This is a genomic window from Konateibacter massiliensis (genome assembly GCF_900184995.1).
GTDB lineage: Bacteria > Bacillota > Clostridia > Lachnospirales > Lachnospiraceae > Lachnotalea > Lachnotalea massiliensis.
The window spans coordinates 842,190-858,992 of record NZ_LT860099.1; the positions used below are offsets into that span (position 1 = coordinate 842,190).

Annotated in this window: 11 protein-coding genes, 1 other RNA gene and 1 other annotated feature; of the genes, 1 reads left to right on the forward strand and 11 read right to left on the reverse strand. The window is 40.4% G+C overall.

All coding sequences use genetic code 11. The annotated features are described in order from the left end of the window. Window positions 1-16 precede the first annotated feature (16 nt). The 8 genes from pheS to leuC form a co-directional block, all read right to left on the reverse strand. On the reverse strand, window positions 17-1,036 hold the full coding sequence (gene pheS / locus CTY48_RS09700) for a phenylalanine--tRNA ligase subunit alpha (RefSeq protein WP_099468300.1): 1,020 nt from the start codon (window positions 1,034-1,036) through the stop codon (window positions 17-19). Window positions 1,037-1,135: 99 nt separating this feature from the next. Next, window positions 1,136-1,375: a binding site (T-box leader), on the reverse strand. 46 nt (window positions 1,376-1,421) lie between these two features. Further along, window positions 1,422-2,255 (reverse strand): YihY/virulence factor BrkB family protein, encoded by an 834-nt coding sequence (locus tag CTY48_RS09705; RefSeq protein WP_099468301.1) that lies wholly within the window; start codon window positions 2,253-2,255, stop codon window positions 1,422-1,424. 20 nt (window positions 2,256-2,275) lie between these two features. Beyond that, on the reverse strand, window positions 2,276-4,531 hold the full coding sequence (locus tag CTY48_RS09710) for a SpoIID/LytB domain-containing protein (protein ID WP_180272693.1): 2,256 nt from the start codon (window positions 4,529-4,531) through the stop codon (window positions 2,276-2,278). A gap of 214 nt (window positions 4,532-4,745) precedes the next feature. Next, the gene (locus CTY48_RS09715; RefSeq protein WP_099468303.1) at window positions 4,746-6,137 is read right to left on the reverse strand and encodes an NCS2 family permease; all 1,392 of its coding nucleotides are present in this window, start codon (window positions 6,135-6,137) and stop codon (window positions 4,746-4,748) included. A gap of 270 nt (window positions 6,138-6,407) precedes the next feature. Then, window positions 6,408-6,584, reverse strand: a non-coding RNA gene (ssrS, locus tag CTY48_RS09720) — 6S RNA. Window positions 6,585-6,677: 93 nt separating this feature from the next. Then, a complete protein-coding gene (locus CTY48_RS09725; RefSeq protein WP_099468304.1) occupies window positions 6,678-11,315 on the reverse strand; it encodes an InlB B-repeat-containing protein in 4,638 nt (1,545 codons plus the stop codon). Window positions 11,316-11,517: 202 nt separating this feature from the next. Beyond that, window positions 11,518-12,003: a 3-isopropylmalate dehydratase small subunit gene (gene leuD, locus CTY48_RS09730; protein WP_099468305.1), complete on the reverse strand. Its 486-nt coding sequence runs from the start codon at window positions 12,001-12,003 to the stop codon at window positions 11,518-11,520. A gap of 11 nt (window positions 12,004-12,014) precedes the next feature. After that, window positions 12,015-13,277 (reverse strand): 3-isopropylmalate dehydratase large subunit, encoded by a 1,263-nt coding sequence (gene leuC, locus CTY48_RS09735; RefSeq protein ID WP_099468306.1) that lies wholly within the window; start codon window positions 13,275-13,277, stop codon window positions 12,015-12,017. A 339-nt stretch (window positions 13,278-13,616) separates the two neighbouring features. Between leuC and CTY48_RS09740 the strand changes: the two genes are divergently transcribed. Next, entirely contained in the window at window positions 13,617-14,522 is a 906-nt protein-coding gene (locus CTY48_RS09740) for a LysR family transcriptional regulator (RefSeq protein ID WP_099468307.1), read from the forward strand. Between the two features lie 87 nt (window positions 14,523-14,609). On the opposite strand, the gene ilvC is transcribed toward CTY48_RS09740, so the two are convergent. The 3 genes from ilvC to CTY48_RS09755 all read right to left on the reverse strand — a co-directional run bounded on the left by ilvC (window position 14,610) and on the right by CTY48_RS09755 (window position 16,732). Next, complete coding sequence (gene ilvC, locus CTY48_RS09745) at window positions 14,610-15,626, reverse strand: ketol-acid reductoisomerase (protein WP_099468308.1); 1,017 nt, start codon at window positions 15,624-15,626, stop codon at window positions 14,610-14,612. 102 nt (window positions 15,627-15,728) lie between these two features. After that, window positions 15,729-16,226 (reverse strand): acetolactate synthase small subunit, encoded by a 498-nt coding sequence (gene ilvN, locus CTY48_RS09750; RefSeq protein ID WP_099468309.1) that lies wholly within the window; start codon window positions 16,224-16,226, stop codon window positions 15,729-15,731. A gap of 269 nt (window positions 16,227-16,495) precedes the next feature. Next, window positions 16,496-16,732, reverse strand: coding sequence for a hypothetical protein (locus tag CTY48_RS09755; protein WP_099468310.1), 237 nt, complete (start codon window positions 16,730-16,732; stop codon window positions 16,496-16,498). Window positions 16,733-16,803 lie beyond the last annotated feature (71 nt).

A 16,803-nucleotide genomic window follows, 5' to 3' on the forward strand; every position in this document is an offset into this window, starting at 1 on the left:
TGTTCTTCCTCCTTTACTAGAATTGCTTTAAGAAACGGTAATCGTTTTCGTACAATAATCTCATGTCGTCAATTTCATATTTAAGCAGTGCAATACGCTCTAGTCCCACACCAAACGCAAATCCTGTATATTTTTCCGGATCAATACCGCTCATTCTAAGCACGTTCGGATGCACCATACCGCAGCCCAATATCTCTATCCAGCCCTCACCCTTGCAGAAACGACAGCCTTTTCCACCGCATTTATAGCAGGATACATCAAGCTCCGCACTTGGCTCTGTAAACGGGAAATAATGAGGACGGAATTTTACCTTTGTATCCGGTCCAAACAATTCCTTTGCAAATTCTGCCAAGGTTCCCTTTAAGTCAGCAAATGTAATATTTTTATCGATAACAAGACCTTCTATCTGGTGGAAGGTTGGAGAATGAGTCGCATCCACCTCGTCAGAACGGAATACTCTTCCCGGTGCAATCATACGGATAGGAAGCTCACCCTTTTCCATCACTCGAACCTGTACCGGTGAAGTTGCTGTTCGAAGTACCATATTGCTGTTGATGTAGAATGTGTCCTGCTCATCCTTTGCAGGGTGGTTTTCCGGAATATTTAACGCCTCGAAGTTATAGTAATCCTCTTCGATTTCCGGTCCTTCTACAACCTCATAGCCCATGCCGATGAAAATTCTCTGCACCTCTTCAAGCGCAATCGTATTCGGATGGCGATGACCGATGTAATTCTTCTTTGCCGGCAATGTTACATCAATTTCCTCGTTCTCAAGTTTTGCTTGCAGCACAGCCTTCTCAAGTTTTTTCTTCGTCTCCTCCAAAAATTCCTCAATTGCCTGTCTTGTATCGTTCACCATCTGACCTACCATCGGTTTTTCTTCCACCGGTACGTCCTTCATGGACTTTAACACTGCCGTAAGTTCACCCTTCTTACCCAAAAACGCAACTCTTACCTCATTTAATTTGTCTAATGCCTCTGAACCTTGAATCTGTTTGAATGCTTCTTCCTTGATACTTTGAAGTTTATCCTTCATTATAAATCTCCTTTCTTGTTGTGGAATAAGAAATTGTGAGTTCACTCACACTTCGCGCCCGAGCGTGCACTTTCCTTTGAATCAAAAAAACTCCGCCCCAAAAGGGACGAAGTTTAAAATTCCGTGGTACCACCCTAATTCCTGCAACAACTTCTTGCAGGCACTCAGTTGTGCTTAACGCGCACGAACGTTATTCTCTACTATTATTTCAAGAATACAACTCCGGTGGGAAATTCAATCATTATCTGAACTTAAGGAAGCTTACAGCCGGTGACTCCCTCTCTCTGAAAGAAAATAATCATCTACTTGTGCGAATACACACACCATCATAGTTTTTTCCTTTAATCTGTATTCTATTTTAACACATTCCAAATTTGTGTCAAGTTTAATTTCGGAAAATACTCCGCCTCTCCTGGAAAATGTCTTGGAAATAGGCATTGATTTCCGCCCCCACAAGCATAATATACATACATCCATAAAGCCACAGCATGACAAGTATGATGGTCGTAAGGCTTCCGTACATATTGGAGAAACCGGCAGACACATCAATGTAAATGGAAAATCCATAGGAAAAAAGAGTCCATGCAACCGATGCAATGACCGCACCCGGAAGCTGCTTCGTTCTCTTCGCCTTCTTCCACGGAATAAACTTAAACATAATCCAGAACAAAAGAGTTAAAACGCCCAGCACCGCAAAGTTCTTTACCTGCCCCAGCAGTCCGGTAAGCGTACTGACAAGCGGATATTGCCGTTCAATAATAAGTAAAATCTTATTTCCGAATACGACAATGATGAGGGAAAGCACAACCGCCACCACAAAAATTATCATATAAAATGCCGCTCTAAGCCTCACTATAACATATCCCTGCCGCTCTTCCACGTCGTTAATTGTATTTAATGCCTGAATAATTGCCATAACACCTTTTCCCGCAGACCACACTGCGGCAATAGCCGAAATGGAAATAATAGCACCTGATTTATTATAAACCTCATCCACAATCGAAATTACCATCGGATCAATCGAGGAAGGAAGAATATCCACCGCCGTGGTAAGTAAATCTGCCTTTGTGACAGGTGTATACCGTATCAAAGTCAAAAGCAGCATGATAAACGGGATAAAGGATAAAATCAGGAAATACGCCGTCTGGGCAGCATACGCATTGATATGATCTTCCTTTAATTTTCTTAAAAAATCCCTAACTAGTAATATGAATCTCATGTCGCTCCTCCACTCATGTATTAATAGATACTCTCAAAGTCAACACCGCTGTAGAAATATTTCAGTATTTCATCATAGCTGTAACCCTTTGCTGCCATAATCTTTGCACCGTTCTGACTCATTCCGACGCCATGGCCGTAGCCGCCTCCGGTTATCTTAAAATCGGTCAGCTTCTTGTTATCATAAACCTTTTCAAAGATACAGTAAGCACTCGGAAGCAGGGAAAAACTGTCAATCACGCTGCCGTCTGACTTTGTCACCTGTGTCGATATCGGCGCCAGCAGATAGCGGATATTATATTCTGTTTTTACCTTAATTGTTTCTTTTGTGCCTTCTATTACAACAGTATCTAAAACTCCACCTGCATTCCGGTGTATTACTGTAATATTCTTAATGATTCCGATATTGGAAATTGCCTTGCTCTCATATTCTCCGTCTTTATTTTTCACGAGAATCAACTCCGGATTCACTTCGTATCTGGCTGCCACTCTGGAATTTAACGTGTTTGACAGCGTGGATACAGGAATTGTCGTGGTCCAACGATACCAAGGTTCATCACCCTCAAATGCATCGTAAATGTCCTTTGTGATAAAATCATAGAACACCGTCTCATCGGTCAAATCTAAGTCGCTGTCCTCCTCACCGATAAATTTCGGCTGTAAATAGCTTCTGTCTTCCTCATTTTGGTTTACCCACACCTCACTGTCCGTCGTATGACCGCTTGAGGTGGAAAAATAGTAGGTTTCAATGACATTTTCATCTTTCTCAAGCACCTGCCCATAGGTCTCCTTCACTGCCTGCGTACAAAGTGCTGATTCTCCTTGATTGGAATAAACCTGATAGCTCACGCTGTCATCCACCTGTGCCCCATACTGGGAATAAGCATTATCCAAAATATGAATATAGGCATAGCTTCTGGCACAGACAGCCTGCGCCTTAAGCGCCTCTATTCCATAGCTCTCCGGCATCTCACTCGGCACTACCATATAGAGATATTCCTCCATCGACACCTCATTGATAATAATAAGTCCGCTGTCATCCTTCACAATCTCAATCGAACCGCGGTAAGAAGGATTTCCCGTTGCACGCTCCACCGACAAAAGCGTTATTTTTCCTGACAGGATATCCGGCACAATCTTAATACGTCCTGTTTCCCACAGCTCACTGTCTGCATCTATGCTGACCTCTTCATTTGCAGTATGCTTCTCCTCCTTGTCACCATAATAAATCGTATAATCAGAGTCCCCTGTCACAACTGCATTTTCGTGGAAAATATTTTCATAATTATTGTTTTTAATCAAAACCCTTATGTTATCTACAACCAAGTCCTTCATAATCAGACCGGCACTGATTTTTCCGTCGGCAACAATAAATTCGGTAACATTATAACCAACTAAAAGGTCATTTATGCTCAATTCCTCAAGCTGCCCATACTCCTTATATACCTTAAATCCTTCCTCCAGCGGTACTTCGCCATAGTCTTCAATTTCAAGACTATCTGCCTTAACTGCCAGCAGCTTGCCACTTATCTTGTCCCCTTTTATTTTAATTTGCTTAATTTCTCCCTGACTAAATACAATGTCTCCGATTGCGGAGGATATCTTTTCCTCCAACGGTCGGTTTGTATATTGAAAATATTTTCCGTCATTGAAAATTCGGAAGCCTTCCTCATCTCCCAGCACAAAATAAACATTATGCAGTTCATATTCAGTCTCTAGGTTTTTTACTACATAGATAATCTCATTCTCATATAAAATAACGTTGCAGCCGCGATATAAATAGTCAGTAAGCAAACGGCTGTTTTTCCATGTATAAATACCCTTGTCCGTATATATCTCATTATCGCTCAATGTATCTATGTTGCTGCTGTCTGCCAAAATAAATACGTCTCCGTAAGAAACCTTTTTTTCCGTATCAAGGCTTTCCAAAATTTTATCATAGAGTGCAAGCCAATTATCTTTTGTCACAAATTCCTTAGGGCTGGCTTCAACGTACTCTTCCTTCGCCTTTTCCTCCACCTGAAGCGTATCCAGAATTTTCTGCACATCACTGTTTGTCAAGTAGTCCTTACCTGTTTTCCCTAGCAGCGAAGTCCATGTATCCGCATCTTTTCCGGTAAAAATCAGCATATCTGATACATCTTCAATAGAAATGCACTTTGCAGTCTCCAACGGCCCTTCTATATTTGTGATATTTTTTATAATAATAACTCCTAAAATCAGTATCCCAACTGCAATTAGCGCTATTTTAATTTTAAAACGATATTTATCAGCCATATTATCCCCCATACTGTTTCGTAGCTTTTTATTATTCTTCACATATATCTCAATATATTAGGCTAATAAAAATAATATAACATTTTTTATACCATTCTATCATGATTATCCAATTTTTACAAATTTGTATTTTTTTGTCGAATTTCTTATGATGTAAAAAAACACCAGCAGAATTGATATTCTGCTGATGCCTTAGTATATACCACAAACTTTTTTATAAGAATATATATTTCAATACAAACAATATCGCCAAAATATACATAATCAAGCTTATCTTCTTCTCTTTCGCCTTACCTGAAAGCACATTGATTAACACATAAGAGATTACACCGAAGAAAATACCTTCTGAGATACTGTATAAAAACGGCATCGCAAGAATACAGATAAATGCCGGAATTGCCTCTGCCATATCATCAAAGTCAATCTTTTTAATGGAGCCCATCATGTAAAATCCTACAATAATAAGTGCCGGAGCAGTTGCAAAAGATGGAATCGCTAAAAAGAGTGGAGACAGGAAAATGGAAAGTCCGAATAACAGACCCGTTGTAAGAGCTGTCAAACCGGTTCTTCCGCCCTCCGAAACACCTGTTGCACTTTCTACATATGCTGTTGTAGTTGAAGTTCCAAACAGAGCTCCAAGCGTTGTCGCAATCGCATCTGCAAGCATAGCTCCTTTGACTCTAGGAAGCTTGCCATCCTTGTCAAGCATGTTTGCCTTTGTCGCAACACCAATCAAGGTTCCAAGTGTATCAAATAACTCTACAAATAAAAAGGAGCACACTACAATGGCGAAATTAATCGAAAGCATATCGGAAAAATCTAATTTAAATGCAACATCTTTAATGGAAGTGATCTGAAAGCCCTGTGTAAAATCAGGAAGTAAGCTATACACACCTGCTGCCACATCCACCTTATAGATTCCAGTCAACTGGCAGATGATACCTAATACCCAAGTGCTGACAATACCTAACAAGATACCGCCCTTTACTTTCTTAATCAAAAATACGGCTGTCAGGATAATTCCAATCAATGCCAATATAACGCCAACTCCTGTTGTGTTAAAGGTTTCCTTTGAAAATTTATGAAATTCAAGCAGCGTAGCTTCATTATGCTCTACAATTTTGGCATTTTGAAAGCCGATAAAAGATATAAACAAACCGATACCGCAGCTCACTGCATATTTTAATGTCTGAGGAATCGCATCAAACAGTGCCTCTCGAACTTTTGTCAGAGATAACACAATAAATATAATACCCTCTACAAATACAGCTGCCAACGCCGTCTGCCATGAATATCCCATTGAAACTACAACGGTATAGCAAAAATATGCATTTAATCCCATACCCGGTGCCAGTCCAATCGGATAGTTTGCTATTAACGCCATCAGTATGGAACCAACACAGGCTGCTAATGCAGTTGCAATAAATACACCGCTCGGATTCATCTGATCCCCTGGTGCCAGTCCTAAAATATCGTTAAATGCGGTCATAGTACTTGGGTTTACCGCAAGTATATATGCCATTGTCATGAAGGTGGTAATACCGGCTAATACTTCTGTCTTTACATTAGTATTATTCTCCTTCAGCTTGAATAATTTTTCTATCAAGTTAATCACTCCTTGTAAGTTATATTTTTTACCATTGAAGAGTATAGCAAACTATTTTACATAAATCAAATATATTTTACAAATTATTTCATATTTTTTCTATTATAATAAGAAATCCGAATGAATTTTCTATGATATTAAAAAAGCAACATCTAGTGAACTAGAGTTGCTTTTTTTCATCATTAGTATAACATCTTTTGTATTTTATATACCTTTGTACTTTAAAATTCTTTCGTGCTTTAAAGTCTTTTGTATTTAATCATTCTTTTGCAAAGTCCCAAAATGCCGTTTCCTGCGATTTTGACGCCTAGCCAAGCTAGGTGGGTATCCGCACCTGCTCTTCTGCCGTCCACTCAAAGGAGGCTTGACATCATAACAGCGATATAGGAATCCCTTTAATTCAAATGTAGGTTCAAAATAGCAGGGTGTCGAACACCTCAGGAATTAATTTAATGTAATTATACTATATTATCTCCTTTTTTTCAACAACTATATCAAATAACCTTTTACAATATTTGACAAAAAATTGTCTCAGAAATTCTATTTACTTATTTTTACTTTGCTTACGGCGCTATACTTGCCGTATATTTTGTTACCGGAAGCATCCACCTTATATGCCCTTACTTTTACATAATAGGTCGAGCCCTTTGTCAGCTTTTTAATCGTTGTACTCTTTCCTTTTATAAGGGTTGTGGTTACATTCTTCTTAAACTTGCTGTCTGTCGCATAAACAACCTCATATCCTTTTGCCTTGCTCACTGCCTTTATTGTAAGCTTCATCGTGCTCTTACCTGAATTTTTAAGGCTGCTGATGCTTGCCTTATCAACCGTTATCTTTTCCCACTTTGCATAGACAGTGATTGCTTTTTTGCTTCCCTTCTTAATCTGTGTTATTTTGGTCTTGAATTTCTTGTCTGTGTACCAGCCCTTGAAGGTATAGCCCGTCCGAGTCGGTGTCTGTAGCTTCACTGCTTTATTGCCTACAAAGCCGGACAAATTCTTTTCGTTGTTCGTTCCCCCGTTTAACTTATAAGTAATTTTATAACCTATGGTTATCTGGCAAGAGGACTTTATTCCGCTTCCGTCGGCTGCTGTAGCTGTGATTGTCACTGTTCCGTTTTTCTTTCCGGTCACAACACCACTCTGGTCTACGGTTGCTATTTTACTGTCTGAGGTTGACCATGTAACAGCCTTATTCTCAGCGTTGTTAGGTGCTGCCGTTGCGGTTAAGTTATTTTTTGTACCGATACCGATAACGGAGGCGTTTCCGCTTATTGTGATACTTGATACCTTAACTGCCGGAGTCTCAACAATCGGTTTTTCTGCATTTTTCGACCACTTCGCATATAAGGTTATATCCGCGGTTACCTTATCACTTGCAAAGTTCCATGTGCTTGAGAACGCGCTGTCCTTATACCAGCCTGCAAAAGTATATCCGGCTTTTACCGGAACGGCAGGCTCTGCTATCACATTTCCGGATTCGATCTTCTGGGATGCAACGCTATTTCCTCCGTTTGTTTCAAAGTTAACGGTAAAGGTCTTAATTTCCGGTTCCTCTGCCGCTTTTTTTGTCACAGTAATGACATATGTCATAAAATTCGTACCATCCTGTGAACCAACTATAATTGAAATTACATTGTCTCCTTCCTGCAAAGTCAGGTTTGACAAATCACATGCTTTGTTATTTAATTTTGCCTCTATGCTGCATCCCGTGGAAGCTTTTTCATAATTTACGGAAATGGAATTCACTGTCGCAGCCACGGTCGCGCTGTATTCCTCTATATCCCGTTTAAATTCAGGCGAAAATGCAATACCTTCTATAGAAAGTGTCTTTAAATAAGCCAATGTACTCGCATCTTCTTTTTCCACTTCCAACGTATATTCCTTTGTTGTCGTTCCATCCTCAGCCGTCACAACAATCAAAATTGTGTTGATTCCCGTATTCAGCTCCACTTCAACCGGATTGCTTCCATCGTATGTAGTGCCGTTAATCTTGCAGCTTCCAAAACCAATCGTAGGTGTTAAAAAGATGGATGCCGTCTCTGAATCTACAGTTGCTGCATAGGTTGTATCTCCCGTACTGTCTATCACAACATCATTTGCAGACAGATCAAAAAGGGTTGCATCATTATAGTCATATGGCGCACCTACGCATACCCGGAAATAATCTATGCAAAGATCTCCTGTATTTGTGCCATTCGAAAAGAAATTAAAATAATCTAGCTTCTTATCCTGTGTTCGCAATGGCTGATTACTCAGCACCGGTGTTGTCATATCGTTCACGTAAAAATCAAAGGTACCTGTATCTACATTCACAACATTTCGTACAATATCCCACTTTCCAATTGTATATGCCTTTGCATTAACAGTGCTGGAAGCACCTTTTACATTATGTGTTATAATATTTCCTTTTGAATGTGCAAATGTTGCAATTGGGTTGGCATTGGTTGCAGGATCTGTATTTTTCCAATCAGCCGTATTATAAGAGTACATACCGATTTGGTTGGCGCTGCCGCCGCTGCTTATTCTTTTTAACCTTGCTTCAATTGTAACGGTTCCGCTAAGATTCAAAGCCTGAGAATTATATAAATTCATGCTTCCGCTTGCTGTTTTTGTCAGTTGCATATATTTATTTCCGGCTGCCTCGCTGTCTTCCACCACCGCAATTGTATTGGCAGAGGCAGTATTATACACATGAAGCACATCATTTCCCGTAAAATCTCCTATGGTATATTGGTCGAAATCCTCATTTATCAAATAGCTTGTAGCGCTGATATCCTTTGACATAACCAGTTCGAGCGTTGTTGCGGTTGCTGGACGAACCAGTACATTTTCCTTGCTCACGGTAATATAACCTGTTTTTTCTACCGTAAGAGTATATCCAGCCCCAAGATTGACCGGAACCTCACCGAAAGTAAAACTTCCGCTGCCATCAGTCTGTGTCGTCATGATTTCACCTAATCTGACGGTCGCTCCTGCTATTACACCATTTGCATTTTTTACAATACCGGTTATTGTTCCGGTAGTAGCTTGGCTCTCTCCGAGTGTAAGATTTTGATTTACTACTTTTGTGCCGGAAACCTGCACTGTCTCTACCTTACCATCCGCATACTTGTCCATAGCCGAAGTAATATTATAACTACCCTCTACAACCGAGGCAAATGCATAATATCCATTTTCATCGGTTTGCGTCGTCGTTGTTTCATTTAATGTAACCGTCGCACCGGAAATCTTATAGCCATACTCGTCATAGACATAACCATGAATCGTACCATAGCCCTCTTGTCCCTGAAACTCTGAAATACCGATATCCGGATCATCATTATAAATGCTGTTGCCGAATAAGTCCGTCGTTCCAAGAATGGCACTCGAAAATACAAATCCAGCCTCTGCAAGTTTTGCATCCATGTCAATTCCTTGGTTGATTAACGGTGATGTTTCTGCCAGTGAAAAGTTACCTAGATTTTCAATGCTGTCAACTGAACTATTTGCAAATTGCGGATTGACCGTCAATGCATTCCCATCACTTGATACACTGCTGGTTCCTTTTCCATAATAGCAGTTATTGCTGTAGCTAAGACCTGTTCCCTCTGCCAGCACTGCACTGGTAGTTTTACTTGCTGCATTATAAAAAATATTGTTTGAAAAATAATGCATATTTGATGTGTTCGAATGATAGCTTGAACCTCCTGATGAATTTACAAAATTAACGGTTGAAGCTTCAACGGTATTGTAAAAAATATTGTTATAAATATAATTATAGCCTCTGTCGCCATGCGGATTGAGATAACGTTTTGAAGCATCCTGCACTACGTTATAGCGAACAACTGATGTTCCGTATATAAAGCCACATAATAAAATTCCATCGCCTGTTTCATGTGTATAATTATACTGAATGATTACGTTTGTTGCCTTTTTATCCGGATCAATCGCATTGGAATCTGCACCACCTGCTTTCGCCCGCACACCATATATTTCATTATACTGAATGGCTACATCATCTGCATAGTAAAGCTCTATGGCACTTGTTCCCGCCTCTTTTGAAACATTTCGCTGAATGACAGCACCCTGAACACTGGTCAGATAAATTGTATCACATGCATACTCAGAACCTGCATGGCTCAAAAAATTATCCTGAACGACAACATTGGTATGCGGATTCCAATTTTCACTTGCATATGCCGGTTTTTTCAGCGAATCGTCTCCGTTTGCCCATTGTACATTATAGCCCGGTTCCGAAGAATCTGCCTTGTCACCCTTCCACTGCTTGAAAATAATACCTCCAAAGGAATTATCGATAAGAACATTTTTTTCTATCGTGACATCGTGAAACGTTGTTGGCTGTGCATCTGCCACGTTTGGCTGAAGTGTCTCAAAGATGATAGCCCCGGTTTTCTTTGATTTATCCCAGCCGGTTCCCTTTGTGATACCCGGTGTTGCGCCGTCATCTGTTCCGCTGATCCAGCAATCCTCACCTGTCACATCATGAATATAAAGGTTATGAATCTCAAAGCCATTTAGCTGTCCTCCATCCTGTCCGGCAACGTGCAAACCTCTTACATCAGACAGTGCAGAACCGTTTGTATTATTTACTGCAATGCTTGCCAGACCGGAAAGTGCCGGCGCTGTATTGGAAATATCAAGATTGGATATATCCCAGTATTGCTGGTTATAGAGATAAACAACATCCTCAACCTGCGCATTTCCGGAAAGCTTCGGCATATTTCCCTCACCGTAGCTGCTTAATATAATCGGCTCATCTGCTGTACCCGAGCCTAATGGGTGCAGAGTCGTCTCTGACCATTCACATCCCGCTTTTAAAAGAATGCGGTCACCCGCTTCAAATTCTTTGGCATTGACCGGTTCAAAATCCTTCCATGCCGCTTCTTTAGATGTACCAGAATTTGTATTGTCTCCGTTTTCTGCATCTACATAATAGCTGGTTCCGGTTCCTTCCGGTGTATCCTCATCCGTAACGGTCGGAACTGTCCCGCTTTCTACCTGCTCCCCGTAGGTCTTCATTTCACTGTTTCCTGCAACCGCTATAATAGACTGCATATTCGTTGCAACTGTCTCTTCCTCTGCCTGTACCGGTATGGCAAATATTCCCCCAAATATCATCTCCATTACCAGACATCCCGCAATAACTCTTTTTCGTAGTCCTCTCCTGACTTTCATAAGTCTGCCCTCTCTCCTTTATTTGTTTTTGGTAAATTTTACTCGTTACACCCCTAATATTAATGAATAGCTTCCAATATAACCATGGAATTATCCAACAAACAAGTTGAAAAAAACCGACTTTCTGTCAAAAAGATCTAACAATTTCCTACGATATAAAAAAAGCACCTCCGAAGAAGTGCCTTTCTGTATTAGCTCATAATTATTTTGTATTAATATAGTTAATCAAACCCTCTGCCGCAATAATCTTCTGCATAAACTCAGGGAAGGATTGACCTTGATAATTTACGTTCTTTGTTTTGTTATAAATCACACCGCTGTCAAAATCCACCTCAATCTCATCTCCTGCTTCAATTCCCTGTGCCGCTTCCGGGCACTCGATAATCGGAAGTCCGATGTTAATCGCATTGCGGTAAAAAATACGTGCAAAGGTTTCTGCAATTACACAGCTCACTCCGGCTGCTTTGATTGCAATTGGCGCGTGCTCTCTGGATGATCCACAGCCAAAATTCTTGTTTGCCACAATAATATCGCCCTTGTTCACCTTTTTTACAAAATCTTTATCAATATCCTCCATACAGTGCTGTGCCAGCTCCGCCGGATCGGATGAATTTAAGTATCTTGCCGGAATAATAACATCCGTATCTACATTATCGCCAAATTTAAAGACGGTTCCGTTTGCTTTCATTCTGTTCCCTCCTATTCTTCCTCACAAGGACATGAAATTTTGCCCGTAATTGCACTTGCTGCCGCTACCGCAGGACTTGCAAGATAAACCTCTGACTTCACATGTCCCATACGTCCTACAAAGTTTCGGTTTGTCGTGGATATACAGCGCTCACCCTCTGCCAGAATACCCATGTATCCGCCAAGGCAAGGACCACAGGTCGGAGTGCTCACAACTGCGCCGGCATTGATGAAAATTTGGACTAAGCCTTCGTTGATGGCATCCAAATAAATTTTTTGTGTTGCCGGAATAACAATACAGCGGATTCCCTTTGCTACCTTTTTACCATCCAATACTTCTGCTGCAATTCTCATATCATCCAATCTTCCGTTTGTACAGGAGCCGATTACAACCTGGTCAATTTTTACATCGCCAACCTCATCAATCGTTCTTGTATTTTCCGGTAAGTGCGGGAATGCCACAGTAGGCTTTAATTCTGATAAGTCGATTGTAAATTCCTGCTCGTACTCTGCATCCGCATCTGCCTCGTATATTTTATATTCTCTCTTGGAATGTTCTCTCATATAAGCCTCTGCCAAATTATCCACCGGGAAAATTCCGTTCTTTGCACCTGCCTCAATCGCCATATTCGCGACAGTGAAACGGTCGTCCATCGTGAGATTTGCCACGCCTTCTCCCACAAATTCCATCGACTGATAACGTGCACCATCAACGCCAATCATACCAATGATGTGAAGAATTAAATCTTTTCCGCTTACCCATTTGGAAAACTTGCCAACCAAGTTAAATTTGATTGCTGACGGAATCTTAAACCAAGCCTTACCCGTCGCCATGCCCGCTGCCATGTCCGTGCTGCCGACACCCGTTGAAAACGCTCCGAGCGCTCCATACGTGCAAGTATGAGAATCCGCACCGATTACAACATCACCCGCAACAACCAGACCTTTTTCCGGAAGAAGGGCATGCTCGATTCCCATCTCTCCCACCTCAAAATAATTTGTAATATCGTGCTTTGCCGCAAATTCTCTCACACATTTGCAATGCTCCGCTGATTTTATATCCTTGTTCGGTACAAAGTGGTCCGGAACCAAAGCTATTTTATCCTTATCAAACACGGTTGTCACTTTCATTTTATCCATCTCATGTATCGCAACCGGTGAAGTGATGTCATTTCCCAGTACAAGATCCAAATCAGCCTCTATCAATTGCCCCGCTTTCACCTCTGAAAGTCCTGCATGTGCCGCCAATATTTTCTGCGTCATGGTCATACCCATATCAAATTTCCTCCTTTATACCCATTCGAGTAATATTTATTATTGATATTTTACCATATTAACTGTTATAATTAAAATACATAATATGAATACTTGTTATAACACTGCGTTATGGTAACTTTATTGCTAACGTACTAAATTTATCATTTGCTACTCACGTATTTACGTATTCGTCACAAGGCTTAGAGGGCAAAAAGTGCGAAGCACTTTGATGCAGGGTATGACAGTGCCTGGGGAAGCTCGCTTACCCAGACACTGTCGTATCCTGTATCGAAATTGCACCATCGGTGCTTTTGTTCCTCTAGTTCTTTACCAATATCAAATAGCGAGGAAAAATCAATGGACCAAAATTTATCTCTTTATAAAATTTTTTATACTGTGGCAATAGCCGGAAATATCTCAAAGGCAGCAAAGGAGCTTTACATCAGCCAGCCAGCAATCAGTAAATCCATCACAAAGCTGGAGCAAAGTCTCGATACGATACTGTTTTTTCGAAATTCTAGAGGTGTTCAGCTTACCGAAGAGGGAAGCATTCTTTTCAAATATTTGGACTCTGCTTTCTCCACCATCTCAACCGCCGAGGAACAAATCAAACGGATTAAAGAGCTGGATATCGGACATATCACCATCGGCGTGAGCACCACCCTCTGTAAATATGTACTTTTGCCATATTTACAGAAATTTATCGAGCAATGCCCTCATATTAGAATCACAATCGAATGTCAATCCACCGACAAAACACTTCAACTGCTGGAGGAAAACAAAATTGACATCGGGCTTATTGGCAAGTCTAATACGCTGAAAAACATTGACTTCTACTCCCTGGGGGAAATTGAGGATATCTTTGTCGCCACAAACACTTACCTCAACAATTTAAAAATACGAGACGCTGTGGGAAGCAATGATATTTTCAAAACCGCAACGCTTATGCTGCTGAACAAGGAGAACATGACAAGACAATACATCGATGATTATCTGATTGAAAATATGATTGAAACAAATAACTTAATTGAGATTAGTACAATGGATTTGCTCATCGAGTTTGCGAAAATCGGACTTGGAGTCGCCTGTGTCATCAAGGAATTTGTAAAGCTTGACCTGCAAAACAAAACATTGGTTCAAATTCCCCTGAAGCAGCCTCTTAATAAGCGTGAAATCGGCTTTGCATACTCCAAAAACATCCCTCTCTCTTCCGCCGCCGAAAACTTCATTCGTTCCTTTCAGGAATATGAGGGTGCTATCTAAGGCCAAAGAATGTATATAACAATTTCCTATAAAATAAAAAGCTTTTGAAATCGTTTAAAATTTCAAAAGCTTTTATTTTAATTATAATTAGTTGTTGATTAATTTGTCTTCTTCTTTATTCCAGCTATATAATTTACGAAGCTCTTTTCCAACTGCCTCTGAAGGGTGCTCTGCTGCAATTTTTCTCATTGCGTTGAAGTGAACCTGTCCTGCTGACTGCATATCTAATAAGAAGTCTTTTGCGAAAGTACCGTCCTGAATCTCCTTTAACACCTGCTTCATAGCCTTCTTTGTCTCGTCTGTGATAATTTTAGGTCCTGTGATATAATCACCATATTCTGCTGTGTTAGAAATAGAATATCTCATTCCCTCAAAACCGCTCTGGTTAATCAGGTCGATGATTAATTTCATTTCATGGATACACTCAAAATAAGCACTTTCCGGCTCATATCCAGCTTCTACCAATGTCTCATAGCCTGCCTGCATCAATGCACAAACACCGCCGCAAAGTACAGCCTGCTCACCAAAAAGATCTGTCTCTGTCTCTACTCTGAAAGTTGTCTCAAGAACACCGGCTCTTGCTCCACCGATTGCCAATGCATAAGCCAATGCCTTATCCTTTGCCTTACCGGATGCATCCTGCTCAACAGCAACCAGACAAGGAACACCTTTGCCTACCTGATATTCACTTCTTACTGTATGTCCAGGTCCCTTAGGCGCAATCATCGTTACGTCAACGTTTTTAGGCGGAATAATCTGCTTGAAGTTGATTGCAAAACCATGTGCAAACATTAACATATTTCCTTCTTCTAAGTTTGGCTCGATTGCTTCTTTGTACATCTGAGCCTGTCTCTCATCATTGATTAAAACCATGATGACATCTGCTTTTTTAGCTGCTTCTGCTGCTGTATATACTTTAAATCCTTGTGCTTCTGCTTTTGCCCAAGACTTACTTCCTTCATAAAGTCCGATAATGACATCACAGCCTGATTCCTTTGCATTGAGAGCATGCGCATGTCCCTGACTTCCGTAGCCAATAATAGCGATTGTTTTACCCTCTAATATTGATAAGTTACAATCCTCTTGATAATAAATTTTAGCCATCTTACTATTCCTCCTAGAATTAATTGATTTGAAAATTCATCGATTTCTATGAACTTTCTTGATTTTTCAATATATTTATGAATTGCCCCAGATAAGCTGTGGCTATAAATATGTTACGTCATCACTGCCGCGGGATAAGCCCGTAATACCGGTTCTCGCCAACTCTAATATCTCATAGCCCTCCAACAGACCGATAAAAGCTTCCAGCTTTGACTGATTTCCTGTCAGCTCGATAACCATCGACTGGGTTGCCACGTCCACTATCTTAGCTCTGAAAATATCTGCAATTGCAATAATCGCCTGCCTGTCCTTCGTACCCGCCTTGACCTTTAGCAAAATAAGCTCTCTGCAAACAGATTCTCCTTCATCCAGCTTCTTGATATCTCTCACATCCTCGAGCTTTCGAAGCTGTTTTTCAATCTGCTCCAAAATAGGTTCGTCGCCACTCACAACAACGGTCATTCTTGAAAATCGTGGATCTGCTGTAACACCAACGGTCAAACTGTCTATGTTATAACCTCTGCGGCTAAACATTCCAGCAATACGGCTCAGTACACCAGAGGTATTATCTACCAGCATGGAAAATACTCTTACTTTCATATGCAAACCTACTCTCTTTGTTAAACTATTTTTTAATTCACTAATATTTATTCTAACAACGATTCCTTTCTTTGTCAATGTTGGCGCAGTTTTGTTGTATACCTTTTTGTTATACAAGATATAACTTAGGGCAATGTTTTTATGTATTATAGAAGCATATATATAGAAATAAAATTTATTTTTTACTAAAAATATTAAAGATGCCAATCCAGAGCAAAGGCATAACCGGGCAAACGAGCTCGCCTGGCTATGCCTTTATTTTCCGTATGTTATTCATCCTTATCAGAAAAGTTCTTCATACTTTGACTTAGGTTGTCAACAGCTTTTCCGGCAAGTCTTGCTGTTGTCTTCATTCTTTCCTCCATTTTATCTGCGACATTTCCAGCCATCTGAGTTGCCGTCTTAGCACCCTTTTTCACTCCTTCTGCTGCCTCTTTTGTTGTCTCCTTTGTCTCATCAAGCACATCATTGACCATCTGCTTCATATCTGATTTGATTTTTCCCATGGAATCCTTTTTACCACCTCTCTTTGTTTTGAATTAGTATGTGCAGTTTGAGGATGGATATTCTTGCCTTT